The following is a 17,465-nucleotide window of genomic DNA, read 5'->3' on the forward strand; positions in this document are numbered from 1 at the left end:
TGCCACGAAAGCCGCCAACCGACCACCCTCAACCCCGGATTGTCAGCAACTTCACGGCCCCCCACCAGCCAACTCCCACCACCCCCACCCCGCGCGCTCCCCTGGCACCGGTGATCAAGAGGTTTGCGTCAACCAGGAGGCCCTTTTTGACGCAAACCTCTTGATCACCGGGTGGGGTGGGTGGTTAAAGCGGGGTGTGTCAGGGGGTGGAGAGGCTGGCGCTGGCGGCGTCGCGGGCCGTTTCGCGGGGCATCAGGCGGCCGGAGCGGTAGCCGATGCCGATGCCGGCGATCAGCACGAAGATCGCGCCGAACGTCTGCAACGAGCCGATCAGGGCGCCGCCCAGGCCGAGCAACGGCGCGGCGATGATCAGCATGACCCCGTCGCCGAGGCTGAACGTGCCCGAACGGGCCACCGCCCACCCGGTGAGGACCCAGCCCACGCTGTAGAAGGTGGCGCCGACCAGGACCAGCGAACGCGCGGTGACGCCGAAGACCGGTGTCTGCTCGGCGAGCCCGGCGAAGGGCAGCATCAGCACGGTGCCGGCGATGCTGACCAGCAGCCCGGCGGTGGCCACCCGGCGGCTGCGGGTCGCGGCCAGCAGCCCGGTGAGGGCCAGCAGCGCGAGCAGGCCGAGCCAGACCGCGGCCACCCAGCCGATGAGGTACGCCGCCTGGCCGTCGGCCGGATACGGGTCGTTGCCCACCCCGCCGTCGCTGGCCATCGCCACCGCGCCGTAGAGGATGGCGTACGCGGGCAGCAGCCACACCGCCGCCCGCGCGAACCGGCGCACCGACCAGGCCCAACTGGCGTTCGTTGCCGGCCCGGCCGGGGTCGGCTCGCCGACGAAGGGCAGTACGCCGAACCCGCCACCGCTGGCCCGGGAGCCCAGCGGGCCGGCCGGGTCGTGCGCGCCGGGCACCGGCTCCGAGGACCACATCCGATTCGCCGGATCCTTCATGCGTCACCTCGCTCGTCCACGAGCGGTGCGGGACGCGCCGGGGCGCCCCGATTGCCTGGTCACCACCCGTCCTAGGACCGATCGTGGCAGGCGTCGGAGCGCCCCATGAGTCTTTCTCGCATTTATCCGGCCGGACGGCCGGCCAACTCGATCACTCGCGCTCGCGCTGGTCGGTCGGGTCGTTGACCAGACTGGCCGGCGAGACCGGCTCCGGCGCGGGCAGCCCCTGCTGCTTGCTGCCACCGGTGGCCTGCGCCTCGGCGACGCGTACCTCGTCGTGGATCTGCTGGGCGGCGTCCGCCGCGGCCTGCGCGGCCTGCGCGGCCTCGCGCTCGACCTGGCTCGCGTGGTCGGCCGCCTCCGGCGCGGGTAGGTCCCCCACCATCTGGCTCAGCCCGCCGAGCGCGCCACCCATCCCCTCCAGTGCCTTGGTCAGCTCGGCCGGGATGATCCAGACCTTGTTGGCGCTGCCCTGGGCGATCTGCGGCAGGGCCTGCAGGTACTGGTAGGCGAGCACCTTCTGGCTCGGGTTCGCCTGGTGGATCGCGTCGAAGACCGTCCGGATCGCCTTCGCCTGACCCTCGGCCTGCAGGATCCGCGCCTGCCGGTCACCGTCGGCCCGCAGCACCGCGGACTGCTTCTCACCCTCGGCGGTGAGGATCTGCGACTGCTTGTGCCCCTCGGCGGTGAGGATCGCCGCGCGACGGTCCCGCTCGGCGCGCATCTGCTTCTCCATGGAGTCGCGGATGCTGGCCGGCGGCTCGATCGCCTTGATCTCCACCCGGGTCACCTTGATGCCCCAGCGGCCGGTGGTCTCGTCCAGCACGCCCGAGAGGTGCCGGTTGATCTCGTCGCGGCTGGTCAGCGCGCGCTCCAGGTCCAGCGAGCCGATCACGTTACGCAGCGTGGTGACGGTGAGCTGCTCGATGGCCTGCAGGAAGCTGGAGATCTCGTACGTCGCCCGAACCGAGTCGACCACCTTGAAGTAGAGGACCGTGTCGATCGAGACCACCAGGTTGTCCGAGGTGATCACCGGCTGCGGCGGGAAGCTGACGACCTGCTCCCGCATGTCGACCTTGGTGCGTACCGCGTCGATGAACGGCACCAGCAGGTTGAGGCCGGGGCTGAGCGTGCGCTTGTACTTTCCGAGCCGTTCCACCACGTCCTGGCGCTGCTGCGGCACGATCCGCACCGCCTTTGCCAGCGTCACCACAGCGATCAACGCCACTGCGATCAGCAGTACGCCTATGGCCGTCATCCCGTTCACCCTCTCGCTTCCGGCAGCTCGCCGGCGGAAGAAACGTCGTCCTGCCAGACCAGGGCGGTCGCGCCCCGGACCTTTATCACTCGCACCCGTTCACCAGGCTCGTACGTCTGCGTCGTGTCGTACGACCGGGCGCTCCACAGCTCCCCGTCAATCTTGACGAGGCCGCGCTCGGCGTCCACCCGCTCCAGCACCGACGCCATGGAGCCCTCGATCGCCTCCACGCCGAAGGCCTGCTCGCCGCTGTCCAGTGCCGAGCGCTGGTGCCGCCGGATGACCGGGCGGACCACCACCAGACTCAGCGCCGACACCACCGCGAACACCAATGCCTGCACCGCCACCGGCGCGCCCAGAGCGGCCGCGCCCGCGGCGGCGAACGCGCCGACCCCGAACATGATCAGAAAAAGCGTCGTCGTGAAGACCTCGGCGACAACCAGCAGCACACCCAACACGATCCACACCACGGCGTCCACACCACGATCGTGACACGCAAATGCACGCGCGGCCGACCCGTGATGATCAGTAGGCTCGGCGGAACCCACCTGGCCCGCCGAAACACCCCAGAAATGGCGATCCGGCCGAGCCGACGAACGAGGAGTTCCCGTTGACCCTGCTGCCCGAGACCGCCCGACAGGTCGACGCCCAGGTGGCCCAGGCGCAGGCCGACGGCCGGGCCCCGTCGCTGGTGCTGGGCGTGGTCCGCGACGGCACGCTGGCGCACCTGGCCGTCGCCGGCGAGCATCCCCGCCCGGACATCGACCTGCAGTACCGGTTGGGCTCGATCAGCAAGACGATGACCGCCACCCTGATCATGCAGTTGCGCGACGCCGGCCGGCTGGCCGTGGACGACCCGCTGGAGCGGCACCTGCCGGGCACCGGCGTCGGCACGCTCACCCTGCGCCAGCTGCTCGGGCACGCCAGCGGCATCCAGCGTGAACCCGAGGGCGACTGGTGGGAGCGGACCGCGGGCGCCGATCTGACCACCCTGCTCGCCGGGCTGACCGCCGACAAGATCGCGTACCCGCCGCACGCCACATACCACTACTCCAACCTGGCGTACGGGCTGCTCGGCGGGGTGCTCGAACGGCTCACCGGTACGTCCTGGGCGGACCTGCTCAGCGAGCGGGTCCTCGCCCCTCTGGGGATGCGCCGCACCACGTACGCGGCCACCGAACCGTTCGCCCGTGGCTACGTCGTCCACCCGTGGCACGACACGCTGCGCGAGGAGCCCCGTACCGACACCGGAGCGATGGCCCCGGCCGGGCAGCTCTGGTCGACGATCGAGGACCTGGGCCGGTGGGCGGCGTTCCTGGCCGACCCGGACCCGAAGGTGCTGGCCGCCGACACGCTGACCGAGATGTGCTTCCCCGTGGTGATCAGCGACCTGGAGTCCTGGAACCACGGGCACGGCCTCGGGCTGGAACTCTTCCGGGAGGGCGACCGGGTGTACGTCGGGCACGGCGGTTCGATGCCCGGCTACATCGCCTCGCTGGCCGTCCACCGGCCCACCCGCACCGCCGTGGTCGGCTTCGCCAACTCGTACGGCCTGCGCACCGGGCACCTCGGGGCACTCGGCCGGCAGCTGCTCACGCTGGTGCTGGACGCCGACCCGACGCCGGTCACCCCGTGGCGGCCAGCCGCAGCCGCACCGCCCGCCGAGCTCGCCGAGCTGACCGGCCGCTGGTGGTGGATGGGCAGCGAGATCGAGGTGACCGTGGACGCCGCCGGCGAGCTGCTGGCGGGCCCGGTCGGCGCGCCGGACCTGCGCTTCGTCGCGGAGGGACCGGACCGCTGGCGAGGCCGCGCGGGCGGGCAGGACGGCGAGATCCTCACCGTGTGCCGGGACGAGCAGGGCCGGGCGGTCGCCCTGGACATCGCCACCTTCGTCCACACCCGCACCCCCGACCAGGAGCCCTGACCCACGCCTGGTGTTCAGGGTGGGCGCGATGCGGCGCGGATCGGTCAGGCTGGGTCGGCGACGAAGTCGATGAGGCGTTCCATGGCGTTGATCAGGGGGGTCTCCACGTCGGCGAAGGTGTTCACCCGGGACAGGATGCGCCGCCACATGTCGGCCGGCTCGGCCACCCCGAGGGCCGCGCAGACCCCCTCCTTCCACGGCCGCCCCGGCGGTACCACCGGCCACGCCGCGATGCCCAGCGCCGCGGGCTTGACCGCCTGCCAGACGTCCACGTACGGATGCCCGGTCACCAGCACGTACGGCGAGGTCACCCGGGCCACGATCCGGCTCTCCTTGCTGCCCGGCACCAGGTGGTCGACGAGTACGCCGAGTCGGCGGGTCGGGCCGGAGGCGAAGTCGCGCACCTCGGCGTCCAGGGCGTCGATGCCGTCCAGCGGTTCCACGACCACGCCCTCGATCCGCAGGTCGTCGCCCCAGATCCGCTCGACCAGCGCCGCGTCGTGGATGCCCTCCACCCAGATCCGGCTGGCCCTGGCCACCTGGGCGCGGACGTTGTCCACCGCCACCGAGCCGGACGCGGTGCGCCGGCGGGCCGCCGGCACCGAAGCGCGGGCCGGACGGCGCAGCGTGACCGGGCTGCCGTCGAGCAGGAACGCCGCCGGTAGCAGGGGGAAGTTGCGCCGCCGGCCGTGCCGGTCCTCCAGCACCACCGCGCCGGCCTCGAAGCCCACCACCGCCCCGCAGAACCCGGAGTCGGCGTCCTCCACCACGAGATCCGGCTCGGCGTCCACCTCGGGGGTGACCTTCCGCCGCCGCCAGTCGCCCGCCAACACGTCCTCGCCGTATCGCCCCGCCATGTCGATCACGCTAACCCCGCCACCCCCGGCCACCATCCCGACACACCGCCGAGCCCTGCACCCCCACCCTCGGCTGCATCGATCATGGAGTTGTGGTGCCCCGCGAAACGGCACGAATCAGTAGGGACCGCCCACCACGGCTCCATGATCGACCTGAGCAGTGGGTGGGCCGGGAGTGGGGCGAAGGGGGCAGTTCGGGGCAGGCAGGGCGGCCGGAGCGGCAGTCGAGACAGGGCCACCGCTGACCACGTACCCTTTCGGCATGTCCACCCCCACAGCGGGCGCGGCCACACTCACGCCGCGCCGGTCGAGCCGGTTCGTCGCCTGGGTGCGCGCGTGGCGCGCCGGGTTGGTGCCGTACGACGAGGTCGCCGACGCCATCGCCGGCGACGAGGAGCACCTCGTGGCGGACGCCCCCGGCACCTGGACCGACGTCCCGCTGGGCGCCGCGCTGCCCACCCTGGCCAAGCTCTCCCCGGACGAGATCCGTCTGGTGCTGCCCGCGCCGGGCGACCCCCGGGGGCTGCCCGGCCCCGGCGACTTCGCTGGCGCGGCGCTGGACGCGGGCGAGGCGGTGGTGGCCGGTGGGCTCGGGTTGATCCCGCAGGTCCGGCTGCACACCTCCGGCTCGGGGGACTGTTTCGAGACGGTGCTCTGGCGGGTCTACCCGCTGCCGGCCAACGCGCCCGCCGCGTCGCTGTCGCTGCCCGGCGCCGCCGAGGCCGAGGCCGAACTGGCTGCCGCGCTCGCCGAGACGACCGCCGCGCTGACCCGCCTGGACGTCGCCCAGTGGCGGCCCGAGCTGGCCGGGGCGCTGGCCGCGCTGCGCCGCCCGGATGGCGCCACCGACCTGCCGCCCGGCTTCGACCCCCGGGCCCGCCGACTCTTCGCCCGCGCCGCGGTGCTCGACCGGGTGCTCGCGCTGGCCGGGCACGCCGCGCCCGGTGGCGCGATCAACAACTACGAGGCGCAGCAGCGCGACGCCGCGCTCCGCCCGCTCACCACGGCCTGCCGACAGGCGCTGGTGGCCGCCTGCAACGCCCCACTGCGCCCCTGACGAGGTTGGTCAGACCTCGTCGAGCAGGTCCGCCACCGAGTTGATGATCCGGGACGGGCGGTACGGGTAACGCTCCGCCTCGGTGCGGCTGCTGATCCCGGTGAGCACCAGGATGGTCTCCAGCCCGGCCTCCAGCCCGCACAGGATGTCGGTGTCCATCCGGTCGCCGATCATCGCGGTGCTCTCGGAGTGCGCGTTGATGGTGTTCAGCGCCGAGCGCATCATCATCGGGTTCGGCTTGCCGACGAAGTACGGCTCCACCCCGGTCGCCTTGGAGATCATGGCGGCGACCGAGCCGGCGGCGGGCAGCGCGCCCTCCACCGACGGACCGGTGACATCGGGGTTGGTGCAGATGAACCGAGCCCCGTCGTTGATCAACCGGACCGCCTTGGTGATCGCCTCGAAGCTGTAGGTGCGGGTCTCACCGAGCACCACGTAATCCGGGGCGAAGTCGCTGAGCACGTAACCGACCGCGTGCAGCGCCGTGGTCAGCCCCGCCTCCCCGATCACGTACGCGGTGCCGCCCGGCCGCTGGTCGGCGAGGAACTGGCCGGTGGCCAGCGCGGAGGACCAGATCGACTCCTCCGGCACGTCCAGCCCCATCCGGCTCAGCCGGGCGGTCAGGTCGCGCGGGGTGTAGATCGAGTTGTTGGTCAGCACCAGGAACGGCTTGCCGGACGAGCGCAGCCGGTTGATGAACTCCGGCGCGCCGGGCACCGGCTGGCCCTCGTGCACGAGCACGCCGTCCATGTCGGTCAGCCAGCTCTCGACGGGCTTGCGGTCATGCATCGGTCATCCCCGGGGTGTCGGTGGGCGGGTGGACGGTCAGGGGCGGCGGGTCGGCACGCAACACACGGTGGGGCAGGTGTCCCACATCGGCAGCTCGCCCAGGCGGCGGCGCAGCTGCGCACCGTCCGGGTCGGTCCGCTCGGTGACCAGCTCCCGCACCATGGCCACGAAGCGCGGGTCGGTGCCCGGGGTACCGGCCCGGACGAAGTCCAGGCCGAGCTGCTTGGCCGTCTCCAGCGCCTCGGTGTCCAGGTCCCACACCACCTCCAGGTGGTCCGAGACGAACCCGATCGGGCTGACCACCACGCCGGTGGTGCCGCCCTGCGCGAGGGTCGCCAGGTGGCCGTTGATGTCCGGCTCCAGCCACGGCACCTGCGGCGGCCCGGAGCGGCTCTGCCACACCAGGTCGTACGGCAGGTCGGGAGCGGCGGCCGCGGCCACCAGCCGGGCGGTCTCGTGCAGCTGCGCCTCGTACCGGCCGCCGTGCGGGCCGGCGTTGGCCGCCATCGAGGTGGGGACGGAGTGAGCGGTGAAGACCAGCCGGGTGCCGTCCCGCTTCGCCGGGTCGAGCTGCCCCAGGGCGGCACGGACCGCGTCGACGTGCGGCTCGACGAAGCCGGGATGGTCCCAGAACTGGCGCAGCTTCTCGATCACCGGGGCGTCCGGGCCGACCGCGGCCCGGGCGGCGGCGATGTCCTCCTGGTACTGCCGGCAGGACGAGTAGCCGCCGTACGCGCTGGTGACGAAGGCCAGCGCCCGGGTGACGCCGTCGTCGCGCATCTGGGTCACGGTGTCCGCGAGAAGCGGGTCCCAGTTGCGGTTGCCCCAGTAGACGGGCAGGTCGAGATTGTGTGCGGCGAAGTCGGCGCGGACGGCGGCCAGCAGGTCACGGCACTGCTGGTTGATCGGGGACACCCCGCCGAAATGCTGGTAGTGCTCGGCGACCTCGGCCAGCCGCTCGGGCGGCACGCCCCGGCCCCGGGTCACGTTCTGCAGGAACGGCATCACGTCCTCGGGCCGCTCCGGCCCACCGAAGGACACCAGCACCACCGCGTCGTACGCCATGGGTCCATTCTTGCCGGTCGGCCGGGACGACCCGGCGACGCCCCCTGCTCCGGAGTGGTCCACGGTGTTAAGAAGGGTCCCCTGCTCTACCGCAGGCGTTAACAAGGGACCCTTCCTTGCACCTCAGGCGCCGATGGCGTGGTAGCCGCCGTCGACGTGCACGATCTCGCCGGTGGTGGCCGGGAACCAGTCGGACAGCAGCGCCAGGCAGGCCCGGGCCGCGGGCTCCTGGTCGGTGAGGCTCCAGCCGAGCGGAGCCCGCTCGGTCCAGGCGTCCTCGAACTGGTCGAAGCCGGGGATCGACTTGGCGGCGATGGTGCGCAGCGGCCCGGCGGCGACCAGGTTGCTGCGGATGCCCTGCTTGCCCAGGTGCATCGCCAGGTAGCGGGACGCGGACTCCAGGCCGGCCTTGGCCACGCCCATCCAGTCATAGACCGGCCACGCCTTCGTCGCGTCGAAGGTCAGGCCGACCACCGCGCCGCCTGCGGACATCAGCGGCAGCGCCGCCATGGCGAGCGACTTGTACGAGTAGGTGGAGACGTGCAGCGCGGTCGCCACGTCCTCCCAGGGGGCGTCGAGGAAGCCGCCGCCCAGGCAGCTCTGCGGGGCGAAGCCGATGGAGTGCACGACGCCGTCGAGCCCGTCGACGTGCTCGCGGACGCGGTCGGCGAGGCTGGCCAGGTGCTCCGTGTTGGTCACGTCCACCTCGATCACCGGCGCCGGCTCGGGCAGTCGCTTGGCGATCCGCTCGACCAGGGAGAGCCGTCCGAAGCCGGTCAGCACGACCTGCGCGCCGTTCTCCTGGGCGAGCTTCGCCACCGAGAAGGCGATCGAGGCGTCGGTGATGACACCGGTGACCAGCAGCCGCTTACCGGCGAGCAGTCCGGACATGCAGGGTTCCTCCGTACGTAGTCAGAAAGCGCTGGTCAGTGGCCCATGCCCAGGCCACCGTCGACCGGGATCACGGCACCGGAGACGTACCCGGCGGGGTCGCCGGCCAGCCAGGTGACCACCGCGGCGACCTCGTCCGGGTGGGCCATCCGGCCAGCCGGGATGGACTTGCGGATCTCCGCCTTGCGGTCGTCGGACAGGCCGGCGGTCATGTCCGTGTCGATGAAGCCGGGCGCCACCACGTTCGCGGTGATGTTGCGGCTGCCCAGCTCTCGGGTGATCGAGCGGGCCACGCCGACCAGGCCGGCCTTGCTGGCGGCGTAGTTGACCTGACCTGCGCCGCCGGAGAGCGCGACCACCGACGAGACGAAGATCATGCGACCCCACCTGGCCCGGAGCATCTTCCCGGAGGCCCGCTTGGCGCACCGGAACGCGCCGGTGAGGTTGGTGTCCAGCACGCCGGTGAACTGCTCCTCGGACATCCGCAGCAGCAGCGTGTCGTCGGTGATACCGGCGTTGCAGACCAGCACCTCGACCGGCCCCAGCTCGGCCTCCACGGCGGTGAACGCCGCGTCGATCGAGTCGGCGTCGGTGACGTCGGCTCGCACCCCGAACAGCCCCTCGGGGGCGTCGCCGCTGCGGTGGGTCACCGCCACCCGGTCGCCCTGCTTGGCGAAGGCCTGCGCGATGGCCAGGCCGATTCCCCGGTTTCCCCCGGTCACCAGCACGGTACGGGCCACGATTCCCCCTTGCGAATGGTCAGCACGGACGCGTCGGAGCCTAGGCGTTACCGGTAGGTAAGCGCTAACGGGAGTCGCGTCACACTGGGGTACGACACCGGAGTCAACCCCTGGTGGCACGCCCCGCGAAGGGTCGGCCCCGTAGCCTCCCGGTGGTGAACCGGCAACCGATCGTCGGGGCCCTGCGCGCCCTGCGGCACACCCTGCTGGGCGCGGACGCCTTGCCCGGCCGGCCGCTGCTGGCCCGCTGGCCCGGGCTGGCCCGTTACGCCGCCCCGGTCGGGCTGCTCGCCGCGCTCGGCCTCTTCTGGATCACGCTGGCCCTGGAGAACGACTGGGGCCTGCCGGCGCCGATCGCGGTGCTGTTCGCGGCGATGACCGTGGCGCCGCTGCTGGCGCTGCCCCGGCGTCCGCTGCTGGCCTGGCGGCTGACCGTGCTGGCCCTGCTGGTGTGCACGTTCAACGCGCCGGCCGACGCGCCCGGCCCGTGGACCCCGCCGCTGGCGCTCGGGTCGATCGCGGTGGTCGCGGTGGTCGTCGCGCGGGTCGACCGGCCGGTGCTGGTCTGGGTGGTGGCGATCACCACGGTTCCGGTGTTCACCCTGGTCCGCGCCGAGAACCGGGCCGCCGTCCTGGCGCTGCTCGGCGCGCTGGCGATCGTCGGAGACCTGATCCGGCGCAACCGGATGTCCCGGCGCGCGCTGGCCGAGCAGACCGAGCTGAGCGAACGGGAGCAGGAGCGCCGCGCGGTGCTGGAGGAACGCACCCGCATCGCCCGGGAGTTGCACGACGTGGTGGCCCACCACATGTCGCTGATCGCGGTGCAGGCGGAGACCGCGCCGTACCGGCTGACCGCCGTGCCGGCGCCGGTGGCCGCGGAGTTCGCCGCCATCGCCGGCTCGGCCCGTGACGCGCTGACCGACATGCGGCGGCTGCTGGGGGTGCTGCGCAGCGAGTCGACCGGCCCGCAGACCGCGCCGCAGCCCGACCTGACCGACCTGGACGCGATGGTGGACGCGGCACGCCGGGCCGGGCTGCCGGTGACTTTGGACGCCGAGCCGGCGGACGACGGGCGGGTGCCCGCGCCGGTCGGGCTGGCCGCGTACCGCATCGTGCAGGAAGGCCTGGCCAACGCGGCCCGGCACGCGGCCGGCGCCGCGGTGCGGGTCACCGTCCGCGCCGGCCGGTCCACCCTGGCGGTACGCGTGCAGAACGCGCCGCCCGACGACGTGGACGTCCGGCCGACCGCCGAGGCCGGCGCCGGGCACGGGCTGACCGGCATGCGGGAGCGGGCCACCTCGCTGGGCGGTACGTTCACCGCCGGGCCGCTGCCCGGTGGGGGTTACGAGGTGGCGGTCGAGCTGCCGTACGACGCGGAGAGCGGGGACCGATGATCAAGGTGCTGATCGCGGACGACCAGGCAATGGTCCGGCAGGGCTTCGGCGCGCTCCTCGCCGCCCAGCCGGACCTGCTGGTGGTCGGTGACGCCGCCGACGGCGCGCAGGCCGTCGCCGCCGCCCGCCGGCTCGACCCGGACGTGGTGCTGATGGACGTGCGGATGCCCGTGCTGGACGGGCTGGCCGCCACCCGCAAGCTGCTCGGCGACCGGTCGGCGCAGCGCCCCCGGGTGCTCATCCTCACCACCTTCGACCTGGACGACTACGTGTACGAGGCACTGCGCGCCGGGGCCAGCGGCTTCCTGCTCAAGGACGCCCCGGCGGCCGACCTGGTGCACGCGGTGCGGGTGGTGGCGGCCGGGGACGCGCTGCTCGCCCCGGCGGTCACCCGCCGGCTGATCGCCGAGTTCGCGGCCCGCCCGGACCGCCACCGGCCGCGCCCCACCGACCTGGCCGGACTCACTCCGCGGGAGACCGAGGTGCTGCGGTTGATCGCCCGGGGCCGCAACAACGCGGAGATCGCCGGCGACCTGGTGGTGGCCGAGCAGACGGTCAAGACGCACGTCGGGCGGATCCTGGCCAAGCTGGGGCTGCGCGACCGCGCCCAGGCCGTGGTGCTGGCGTACGAGACGGGTCTGGTCGCCGCCGGCGAGTAGCTCTGCGGAGCCAGCCCGGGAACGGCTCCCCGGGACGACGCGCGAGCGCTGCCCGCCCACGCACTCTCCCTCCGGATGACATTCCGGAGGGAGACCATGATGCGACCACGAGGTGCCGGCCGACTGGCGCTGGCCGCGCTGCTCGGCGTGAACCTGGTTCTGCCGACCCGACCCGAGCCCGTCGCGGCGGCCGGGTTCGTCGAGGCGTACCCGGTGACGGCGGCGGCGATGCGCGCGGCCGGCCCGCCGTACGCGGACTGGGCGGCCGGCGGGCGCCGGTTCCTGACGTTCGACCCGCGCGGCGACGGTCGTGCCGTCGAGGTGCTCGGCGACCTGGCCGACGCGGACCGGATCGCGGTGCTGGTGCCCGGTGTCGGCAGCACGCTGGCCGACTTCGACCGTGGACTGGGCGGGGTGGCGCGTCGGGCGCCGGCGGCGCAGGCCGGGCAGCTGTACCGGGAGCTGCGGGCGGCCGACCCGGCGGCGCGGGTCGCGGTGCTGGCCTGGCTCGGCTACGACCCACCCGACGGGGTGCTGGCCGCCGCCGCGGGCACGAGCGCCCGGCGGGGCGCGGACGGCCTGGCCGCCCTGCTGCGAGAGTTGGCCGGGCGCCGCCCCGCCGCGACCATCACCCTGGTCGGGCACAGCTACGGGGCGCTGGTGGTGTCGCTGGCCGCGGCGGACGCCCCGCCGCAGGTCGCTGACGTGGTCAGCCTCGGCGGGATCGGCGCCGGGGTGCAGCACGCGAACGAGCTGCGCGGCGGGCGGCGATTCTGGGCCGCCGAGGCGCCCACCGACTGGATCCGGCGGGTGCCGTCGGTGCGGCTGCCCGGTCTCGGGTACGGCCGGCGACCCGGCGACCCGGCGTTCGGCGCCCGGCCGTTGCCGGTGGCTGGGGTCGCCGGGCACGACGGCTACCTGGTGCCGGGCAGCGCCACGCTGGTCGCGGTGGCGGCGGTCGTGCTGGGCGGCGCCGACGCCGACCGGGCCGGGAACGCCCGGTGAGCCGCGACCGCGCGGTCGACGCGCTGCGGGCGTACGCCATCGGCGGGGTGGTGCTCGGGCACTGGCTGGTCACCGGCCTGGTGCTGACCGCCGGCGGCGGGCTGCACCAGGCCAGCCCGCTGACCGCGCTGCCTGGCCTGGCCCCGGTGACGTGGGTGTTGCAGACCCTCGGGTTGTTCTTCTTCACCGCCGGATTCGGCTCGGCCCGGTCGCTGGCACGCCACCGGGACGGGCCGGGCGGCTGGCTGGCGCGCCGGCTGCGCCGGCTGGCGCTGCCCGCGCTGGCGCTGCTGGGTGCGGGAGCCGCCATGCTGCTCGCCGCCACCGTCGCCGGCATCCCGGACGACACGCTCGCCGTCGCGCTGCGGCTCGCCGTCAGTCCACTGTGGTTCCTGCTACCGCTGCTGCTCCTCGTCGCGTCGACCGGCCCGCTGCGTGCCGCCGTCGCGAGGTGGGAGGTGATCCGCTGCGTCGCACCGGCGGTGGCCGTGGTGGCGGCGGCCGACCTGGCGGGCCGCCTGCTACCGGCCGGCACCGACCTGCCGCCGGTCACCGTGGTGGCGGCCTGGGCGGTGCCGTACCTGCTCGGCCTGGCGCACGCCGACGGTCGGCTGGCCGACCGGCGGGTGGCGGGCGCGCTTGCCGGCGGCGGTGCCGCCGCGCTGGCCGCGCTGCTGGCGCTGGGCTATCCGGCCAGCGCGGTCGGGGTGCCCGGGGAGGGGGTGTCGAACCTGAACCCGCCGTCGCTGCTGGCGGTGGCGCTGGCAGTCACCCAGGTCGGGGTGGGGCTGCTCGCCCGGCCGGCGCTGGAACGGCTGCTGGCCCGCCCGCTGCCGGGCCGGGCGGTGACCGAGGTGAACCGGAACGCGGTGCGGATCTACCTGTGGCACCAGCCGGTGCTGGTCGCGGTGACCGCGCTCGTCGCCCGCGGTGGGGTGGCCCTGCCGGGGCTGCACACCGCGCCGGACGGCCCGGGCTGGGTGCTCGCCCGGTGCTGCTGGCTGCCGCTGTTCGCCGCGGTGCTGGTCACGCTGACACGGGCGGGCCGCCGGCCGGCCCGGCGGACGGGGTGGCGACGGCCGGGCGGTGGAGGGGCGGCCGGCCGGTCGGCCGAGTGCGTCCCGTCGACAGCGCGGGTGTACGATGATCGACGTTCCGGCCCGCCCGACTTCAGGAGGTGATCGCTGTGCGAGATAGCGATCCTCCCAGTCGTGGCCGGGCCGATGGTCAGCCCCGCTGAGCCACGACTCAGTCTGGTGAGCTGACCCCGCTCCGCTCCCCCGCCACCCGGCCCACGCCGAGGTGCGCGTGCCGCGCCGTCCGAATCCGGACGGTCGCCGGGAGCCGCCCGGTCACGACTTCGTGTGCGCGTCCCCACCCCCTGCGGTCCGCCCCCGCACGCGGACCGTCCAGCCGCCACCCGGAGCCGTCCATGAGCCGCTACGTCGCCCCGCTGGGCTTCACCCTCGCCGCCGTCTGGGTGGCCATCGTCTTCGTGCTCGCCGGCGGCGGGCACTGACCCCAACGCTCGCGCCCGATCTCGTCACCCGGGCAGTGGTGGCGGCGCCCGGGACCAGCCCGGGCACCGCCGGCCTCACAGCATCCGGGACGACCAGAGCAGGCTGAGCGCACCCGCGCAGAGCGCCAGCAGCAACGCCACCCCGGCGTACCACTGGGTCACCTCGCGCGGCTCGGTGCGGAACCCGATCGAACTGCCCATGTCCTGGTAGACCTGCTTCAGCTCGCTCACCGAGGCCGCCTCGTAGAAGTAGCCCTCGGTGGTCTCGGCCAGCTCGGCCAGGGCCAGCCGGTCGACCGGCACCCGCTGGAGCTGGCCGCCGATGTCGACCTGGCCGGTGTCGGTGCCGAAGGCGATGGTGGAGACCGGCACGTTGGCCGCCTGCGCGGCCGCCGCCGCCTCCTCCACCGACCGGCCGGACGTGCGGAACCCGTCGGAGAGCAGCACGATCCGGGCCGGTGGAATACCCGCTGCCCCGTCGGCCGGCACCGAGCGGATCGCCTCCAGGCAGGTGAACACGGCCTCGCCGGTCGCGGTCGCCTCGGCCAGCACCAGCCCGTCGATCGCACTGGTCACCGCCGCCCGGTCCTTGCCCGGTGGCACCAGCACGTTGGCCGCCTTGGCGAACGACACCAGCCCCAGGTTGTAGCTCTTCGGCAACTCGCCGACGAACTGCTTCGCCGCCTCCTGGGCCGCCTCCAGGCGGTTCGGCGCCACGTCGTCGGCCTGCATGGACAGCGACACGTCGATGGCGAGCATCACGGTGGCCCGCTCCAGCGGCTCCTTGGTGTCCACCGCGGGACGGGCCAGCGCGGTGGCCAGCACCAGCAGACAGAGCAGGAACGCGGTCGCCGAAACGTGGCGGCGCCAGCCCAGCCCCTTCGGCGCCACGGTGCGCAGCAGATCCACGTTGGTGAAGCGCATCGCGTACGCCCGGCGGTGCAACTGCCGCCACAGGTAGAACGCGGCGAGGGCGAGCACCGGCAGCACGGCCAGCAGCCACCACGGTTGCATGAAACGGATCATCGTGTCGTCCCCCGGGTGCGGGCGTGCCGCTGCGCGGCCACGAAACGCACCATGTCCAGCAGCCAGTCTCGGTCGGTACGCAGTCGCAGGTGGGCCGCGCCGGCGCTACGCAGCGCGGCGGCGATCGTGGCCCGCTGGGCGGCGGCAGCCTCGGCGTAGCGCTGCCGAAGCCGCGGGTCGGCGGTCTGCACCTCGTGCAGCTCGCCGCTCTCGGGGTCGACCACCGGCAGCACACCCACGTCGGGCAGCTCCAGCTCCCGCGGGTCGACCACCTCGATCGCCAGCACGTCATGCCGGACCCGCAGCTTGCGCATCGGCCGGGTCCACTGCTCGGTTGGCGCGAGGAAGTCCGAGACCACCACCGCCACCCCTCGCCGTCGGGGCGGCCGGTTGAGCATCTCGATCAGCGCGCCCAGGTCACCCCGGCCGGGCTGGATCGCGGTGCTGGCGACGGCGCGCAGCAGGCCCTGCGCCTCCTTGCGACCGGAGCGGGCCGGCAGGCGGGTGAGCACCCCGGGCCCGGCCGGCGACGGCCGCCCCCGCCAGCGCCGGGCCGGGGCGGCCGCGCCGCCGCCGGTGCCGATCACCGCGCCGATCCGGTTACCGCCGCGCACGGTCAGGTGGGTGATCGCGGCGGCGGCGGCCACCACGACCTCCCGCTTGAGCCACTGCCCGGTGCCGAAGTCCAGGCTGGCCGAGAGGTCCAGCGCCAACCAGGTCTCCAGCTCCCGGTCCGCCACCGTACGCCGCACGTGCGGCGTCGTCGTCCGTGCCGTGACCGGCCAGTCCATCCGGCGTACGTCGTCGCCGGCCCGGTACTCCCGCGACTCGCCCGCCTCGCTGCCCGGCCCGGGCAGCAGGCCCGCGTAGTCGCCCTGAAGCAGACCGTCGAGCTTTCGGGTGACCAGCAACTGGAGCCGGGACAGCACGGCCTCGCTGCGGTCGGGGACGGGGGCGGGTCGAGGGGTGGGTGAGGTCACGGCCGCTGCCCGGGCCAGCCGGCGCCCGGCGGCGGGGTGGTCGACGACGGGCTGGCCTGCTGCCGAGGTGCGACCGCCGGGAGCGGAATGGTGGACATCACCCGGTGCACGATGTGGTCGGCCGGCACGTCGTCGGCGAGCGCGTCATAGCTGAGCACCAGCCGGTGTCGCAGGATGTCCGGGGCGATGTCCTGCACGTCCTGCGGCAGCGCGTAGTCCCGCCCGCGCAGCAGCGCCAGCGCGCGGGTCGCCCGGACCAGGCCGAGCGAGGCGCGCGGGCTGGCCCCGTACTGGATCAGCTGGGCGACGTCGGGCATGCCGTGCTCGGCCGGCGCGCGGGTGGCCAGCACCAGCCGGACCGCGTAGTCGACCAGGGCGTTGTGCACGAAGACCTGGTCCGCCTTGCGTTGCAGGGCGATCAGGTCGGGCGTGTCGAAGACCGCGCTCGGCTCCGGCGCGGCGACGCCCATCCGGTAGACGATCTCCCGCTCCTCGGCGTCGGTCGGGTAACCCACCACGATCTTCATGAGGAACCGGTCCCGCTGCGCCTCCGGCAGCGGGTAGACGCCCTCCTGCTCGATCGGGTTCTGGGTGGCCATCACCAGGAACGGGTCGGGCACCCGGTAGCTCTCCCCGCCGATGGACACCTGCCGCTCGCTCATCACCTCCAGCAGCGCCGACTGCACCTTGGCCGGAGCCCGGTTGATCTCGTCGGCGAGCAGGAAGTTGACGAAGACCGGCCCCAGCTCGACGTCGAACTTCTCGCTCGACTGCCGGTAGATCCGGGTGCCCATGATGTCGGCCGGCACCAGGTCCGGGGTGAACTGCACCCGGGCGAAGGACCCGCCGACAACCTTGGCGAGGGTCTCCACGGCCAGGGTCTTGGCTACCCCGGGCACCCCTTCGAGCAGGCAGTGACCGCGGGCGAGCAGCGCGACGAACATCCGCTCCACCATCCGGTCCTGCCCGACGATGACCCGTTTGATCTCAAACAGCGCCCGTTCCAGCAGGGTCGCGTCCTGCGCGGGTGTGGTCACCGGCGCGGGGTCCGCCGGGGCCGCCCCGTTCGGCGTCGGGGCGTCGGGCATGGTCGGCTGGGCCACCGGTCCTCCACAGCGTTGGTCGGTCGTCGCGGCTGATGCGGTATCAAGACTCGCACGCCTTGCTGAGTGTCGAGGTGGGGAGAAGCCGATTTTCGCCGCGCCGTCCCCGGCAGCCGAATCGCCCGTCACGGGGTGGACACGGACCGGCCCGCCGCGTGTACCATTCACCCCGTCGCCGGGCGGCTCCCCCCGTGGCCGCCCGGCGCTCAAGCCCTCCGCCCGCCGCCCTAGACTGGC

The 17,465-nt window shown here is 73.8% G+C and carries 17 protein-coding genes; 6 read left to right on the forward strand and 11 right to left on the reverse strand.

Annotated elements, in window-relative coordinates:
• Positions 1-199 precede the first annotated feature (199 nt).
• The 3 genes from ACFYPS_RS29645 to ACFYPS_RS29655 all read right to left on the reverse strand — a co-directional run bounded on the left by ACFYPS_RS29645 (position 200) and on the right by ACFYPS_RS29655 (position 2,698).
• Positions 200-961, reverse strand: a complete 762-nt coding sequence (locus ACFYPS_RS29645; protein ID WP_354967513.1) for a hypothetical protein — start codon at positions 959-961, stop codon at positions 200-202.
• A gap of 151 nt (positions 962-1,112) precedes the next feature.
• Positions 1,113-2,219, reverse strand: coding sequence for an SPFH domain-containing protein (locus ACFYPS_RS29650; protein WP_354967512.1), 1,107 nt, complete (start codon positions 2,217-2,219; stop codon positions 1,113-1,115).
• Positions 2,220-2,224: 5 nt separating this feature from the next.
• A complete protein-coding gene (locus ACFYPS_RS29655; protein ID WP_354967511.1) occupies positions 2,225-2,698 on the reverse strand; it encodes an NfeD family protein in 474 nt (157 codons plus the stop codon).
• 131 nt (positions 2,699-2,829) lie between these two features.
• Here ACFYPS_RS29655 and ACFYPS_RS29660 point away from each other — a divergent pair, with 131 nt between their 5' ends.
• A complete protein-coding gene (locus ACFYPS_RS29660) occupies positions 2,830-4,143 on the forward strand; it encodes a serine hydrolase domain-containing protein (protein WP_387328653.1) in 1,314 nt (437 codons plus the stop codon).
• A gap of 44 nt (positions 4,144-4,187) precedes the next feature.
• Here ACFYPS_RS29660 and ACFYPS_RS29665 read toward each other — a convergent pair whose 3' ends face one another.
• Entirely contained in the window at positions 4,188-5,000 is an 813-nt protein-coding gene (locus ACFYPS_RS29665) for a DUF3097 domain-containing protein (RefSeq protein WP_387328656.1), read from the reverse strand.
• 262 nt (positions 5,001-5,262) lie between these two features.
• On the opposite strand from ACFYPS_RS29665, the gene ACFYPS_RS29670 reads away from it, so the two are divergent.
• Entirely contained in the window at positions 5,263-6,057 is a 795-nt protein-coding gene (locus ACFYPS_RS29670; RefSeq protein ID WP_354967508.1) for a hypothetical protein, read from the forward strand.
• 9 nt (positions 6,058-6,066) lie between these two features.
• On the opposite strand, the gene ACFYPS_RS29675 is transcribed toward ACFYPS_RS29670, so the two are convergent.
• From ACFYPS_RS29675 to fabG, 4 genes are all read right to left on the reverse strand, one after another.
• A complete protein-coding gene (locus tag ACFYPS_RS29675) occupies positions 6,067-6,846 on the reverse strand; it encodes an HAD-IIA family hydrolase (RefSeq protein ID WP_354967507.1) in 780 nt (259 codons plus the stop codon).
• Positions 6,847-6,882: 36 nt separating this feature from the next.
• On the reverse strand, positions 6,883-7,911 hold the full coding sequence (locus ACFYPS_RS29680) for a ferrochelatase (RefSeq protein WP_387328661.1): 1,029 nt from the start codon (positions 7,909-7,911) through the stop codon (positions 6,883-6,885).
• A gap of 123 nt (positions 7,912-8,034) precedes the next feature.
• Positions 8,035-8,802, reverse strand: a complete 768-nt coding sequence (fabI, locus tag ACFYPS_RS29685; protein ID WP_387328664.1) for an enoyl-ACP reductase FabI — start codon at positions 8,800-8,802, stop codon at positions 8,035-8,037.
• A 35-nt stretch (positions 8,803-8,837) separates the two neighbouring features.
• Positions 8,838-9,542 carry a 3-oxoacyl-ACP reductase FabG gene (gene fabG, locus ACFYPS_RS29690; protein ID WP_354967504.1) on the reverse strand — a complete coding sequence of 235 codons (705 nt, stop codon included), beginning with the start codon at positions 9,540-9,542 and terminating at the stop codon, positions 8,838-8,840.
• A gap of 155 nt (positions 9,543-9,697) precedes the next feature.
• Between fabG and ACFYPS_RS29695 the strand changes: the two genes are divergently transcribed.
• From ACFYPS_RS29695 to ACFYPS_RS29710, 4 genes are all read left to right on the forward strand, one after another.
• Positions 9,698-10,936, forward strand: a complete 1,239-nt coding sequence (locus tag ACFYPS_RS29695; protein ID WP_387328667.1) for a sensor histidine kinase — start codon at positions 9,698-9,700, stop codon at positions 10,934-10,936.
• Positions 10,933-11,595 (forward strand): response regulator, encoded by a 663-nt coding sequence (locus ACFYPS_RS29700; RefSeq protein WP_387328670.1) that lies wholly within the window; start codon positions 10,933-10,935, stop codon positions 11,593-11,595. The genes ACFYPS_RS29695 and ACFYPS_RS29700 overlap by 4 nt, the downstream gene beginning before the upstream one ends.
• Before the next feature lie 99 nt (positions 11,596-11,694).
• Complete coding sequence (locus ACFYPS_RS29705) at positions 11,695-12,600, forward strand: alpha/beta hydrolase (RefSeq protein WP_387328673.1); 906 nt, start codon at positions 11,695-11,697, stop codon at positions 12,598-12,600.
• Positions 12,597-13,781, forward strand: coding sequence for an acyltransferase family protein (locus ACFYPS_RS29710; protein WP_387328676.1), 1,185 nt, complete (start codon positions 12,597-12,599; stop codon positions 13,779-13,781). Before ACFYPS_RS29705 ends, ACFYPS_RS29710 begins: the two co-directional genes overlap by 4 nt.
• Positions 13,782-14,194: 413 nt before the next feature.
• Here ACFYPS_RS29710 and ACFYPS_RS29715 read toward each other — a convergent pair whose 3' ends face one another.
• Genes ACFYPS_RS29715 through ACFYPS_RS29725 form a run of 3 tightly spaced genes read right to left on the reverse strand, consistent with a single transcriptional unit; the run spans position 14,195 to position 17,228 of the window.
• Positions 14,195-15,145, reverse strand: coding sequence for a VWA domain-containing protein (locus ACFYPS_RS29715; protein ID WP_354967499.1), 951 nt, complete (start codon positions 15,143-15,145; stop codon positions 14,195-14,197).
• Positions 15,142-16,143, reverse strand: coding sequence for a DUF58 domain-containing protein (locus tag ACFYPS_RS29720; RefSeq protein WP_354967581.1), 1,002 nt, complete (start codon positions 16,141-16,143; stop codon positions 15,142-15,144). Before ACFYPS_RS29720 ends, ACFYPS_RS29715 begins: the two co-directional genes overlap by 4 nt.
• Positions 16,122-17,228: a MoxR family ATPase gene (locus tag ACFYPS_RS29725; RefSeq protein ID WP_354967498.1), complete on the reverse strand. Its 1,107-nt coding sequence runs from the start codon at positions 17,226-17,228 to the stop codon at positions 16,122-16,124. The genes ACFYPS_RS29720 and ACFYPS_RS29725 overlap by 22 nt, the downstream gene beginning before the upstream one ends.
• Positions 17,229-17,465: the final 237 nt, after the last annotated feature.

Origin of the sequence: Micromonospora sp. NPDC005087, from assembly GCF_042872965.1 — a bacterium.
GTDB lineage: Bacteria > Actinomycetota > Actinomycetes > Mycobacteriales > Micromonosporaceae > Micromonospora.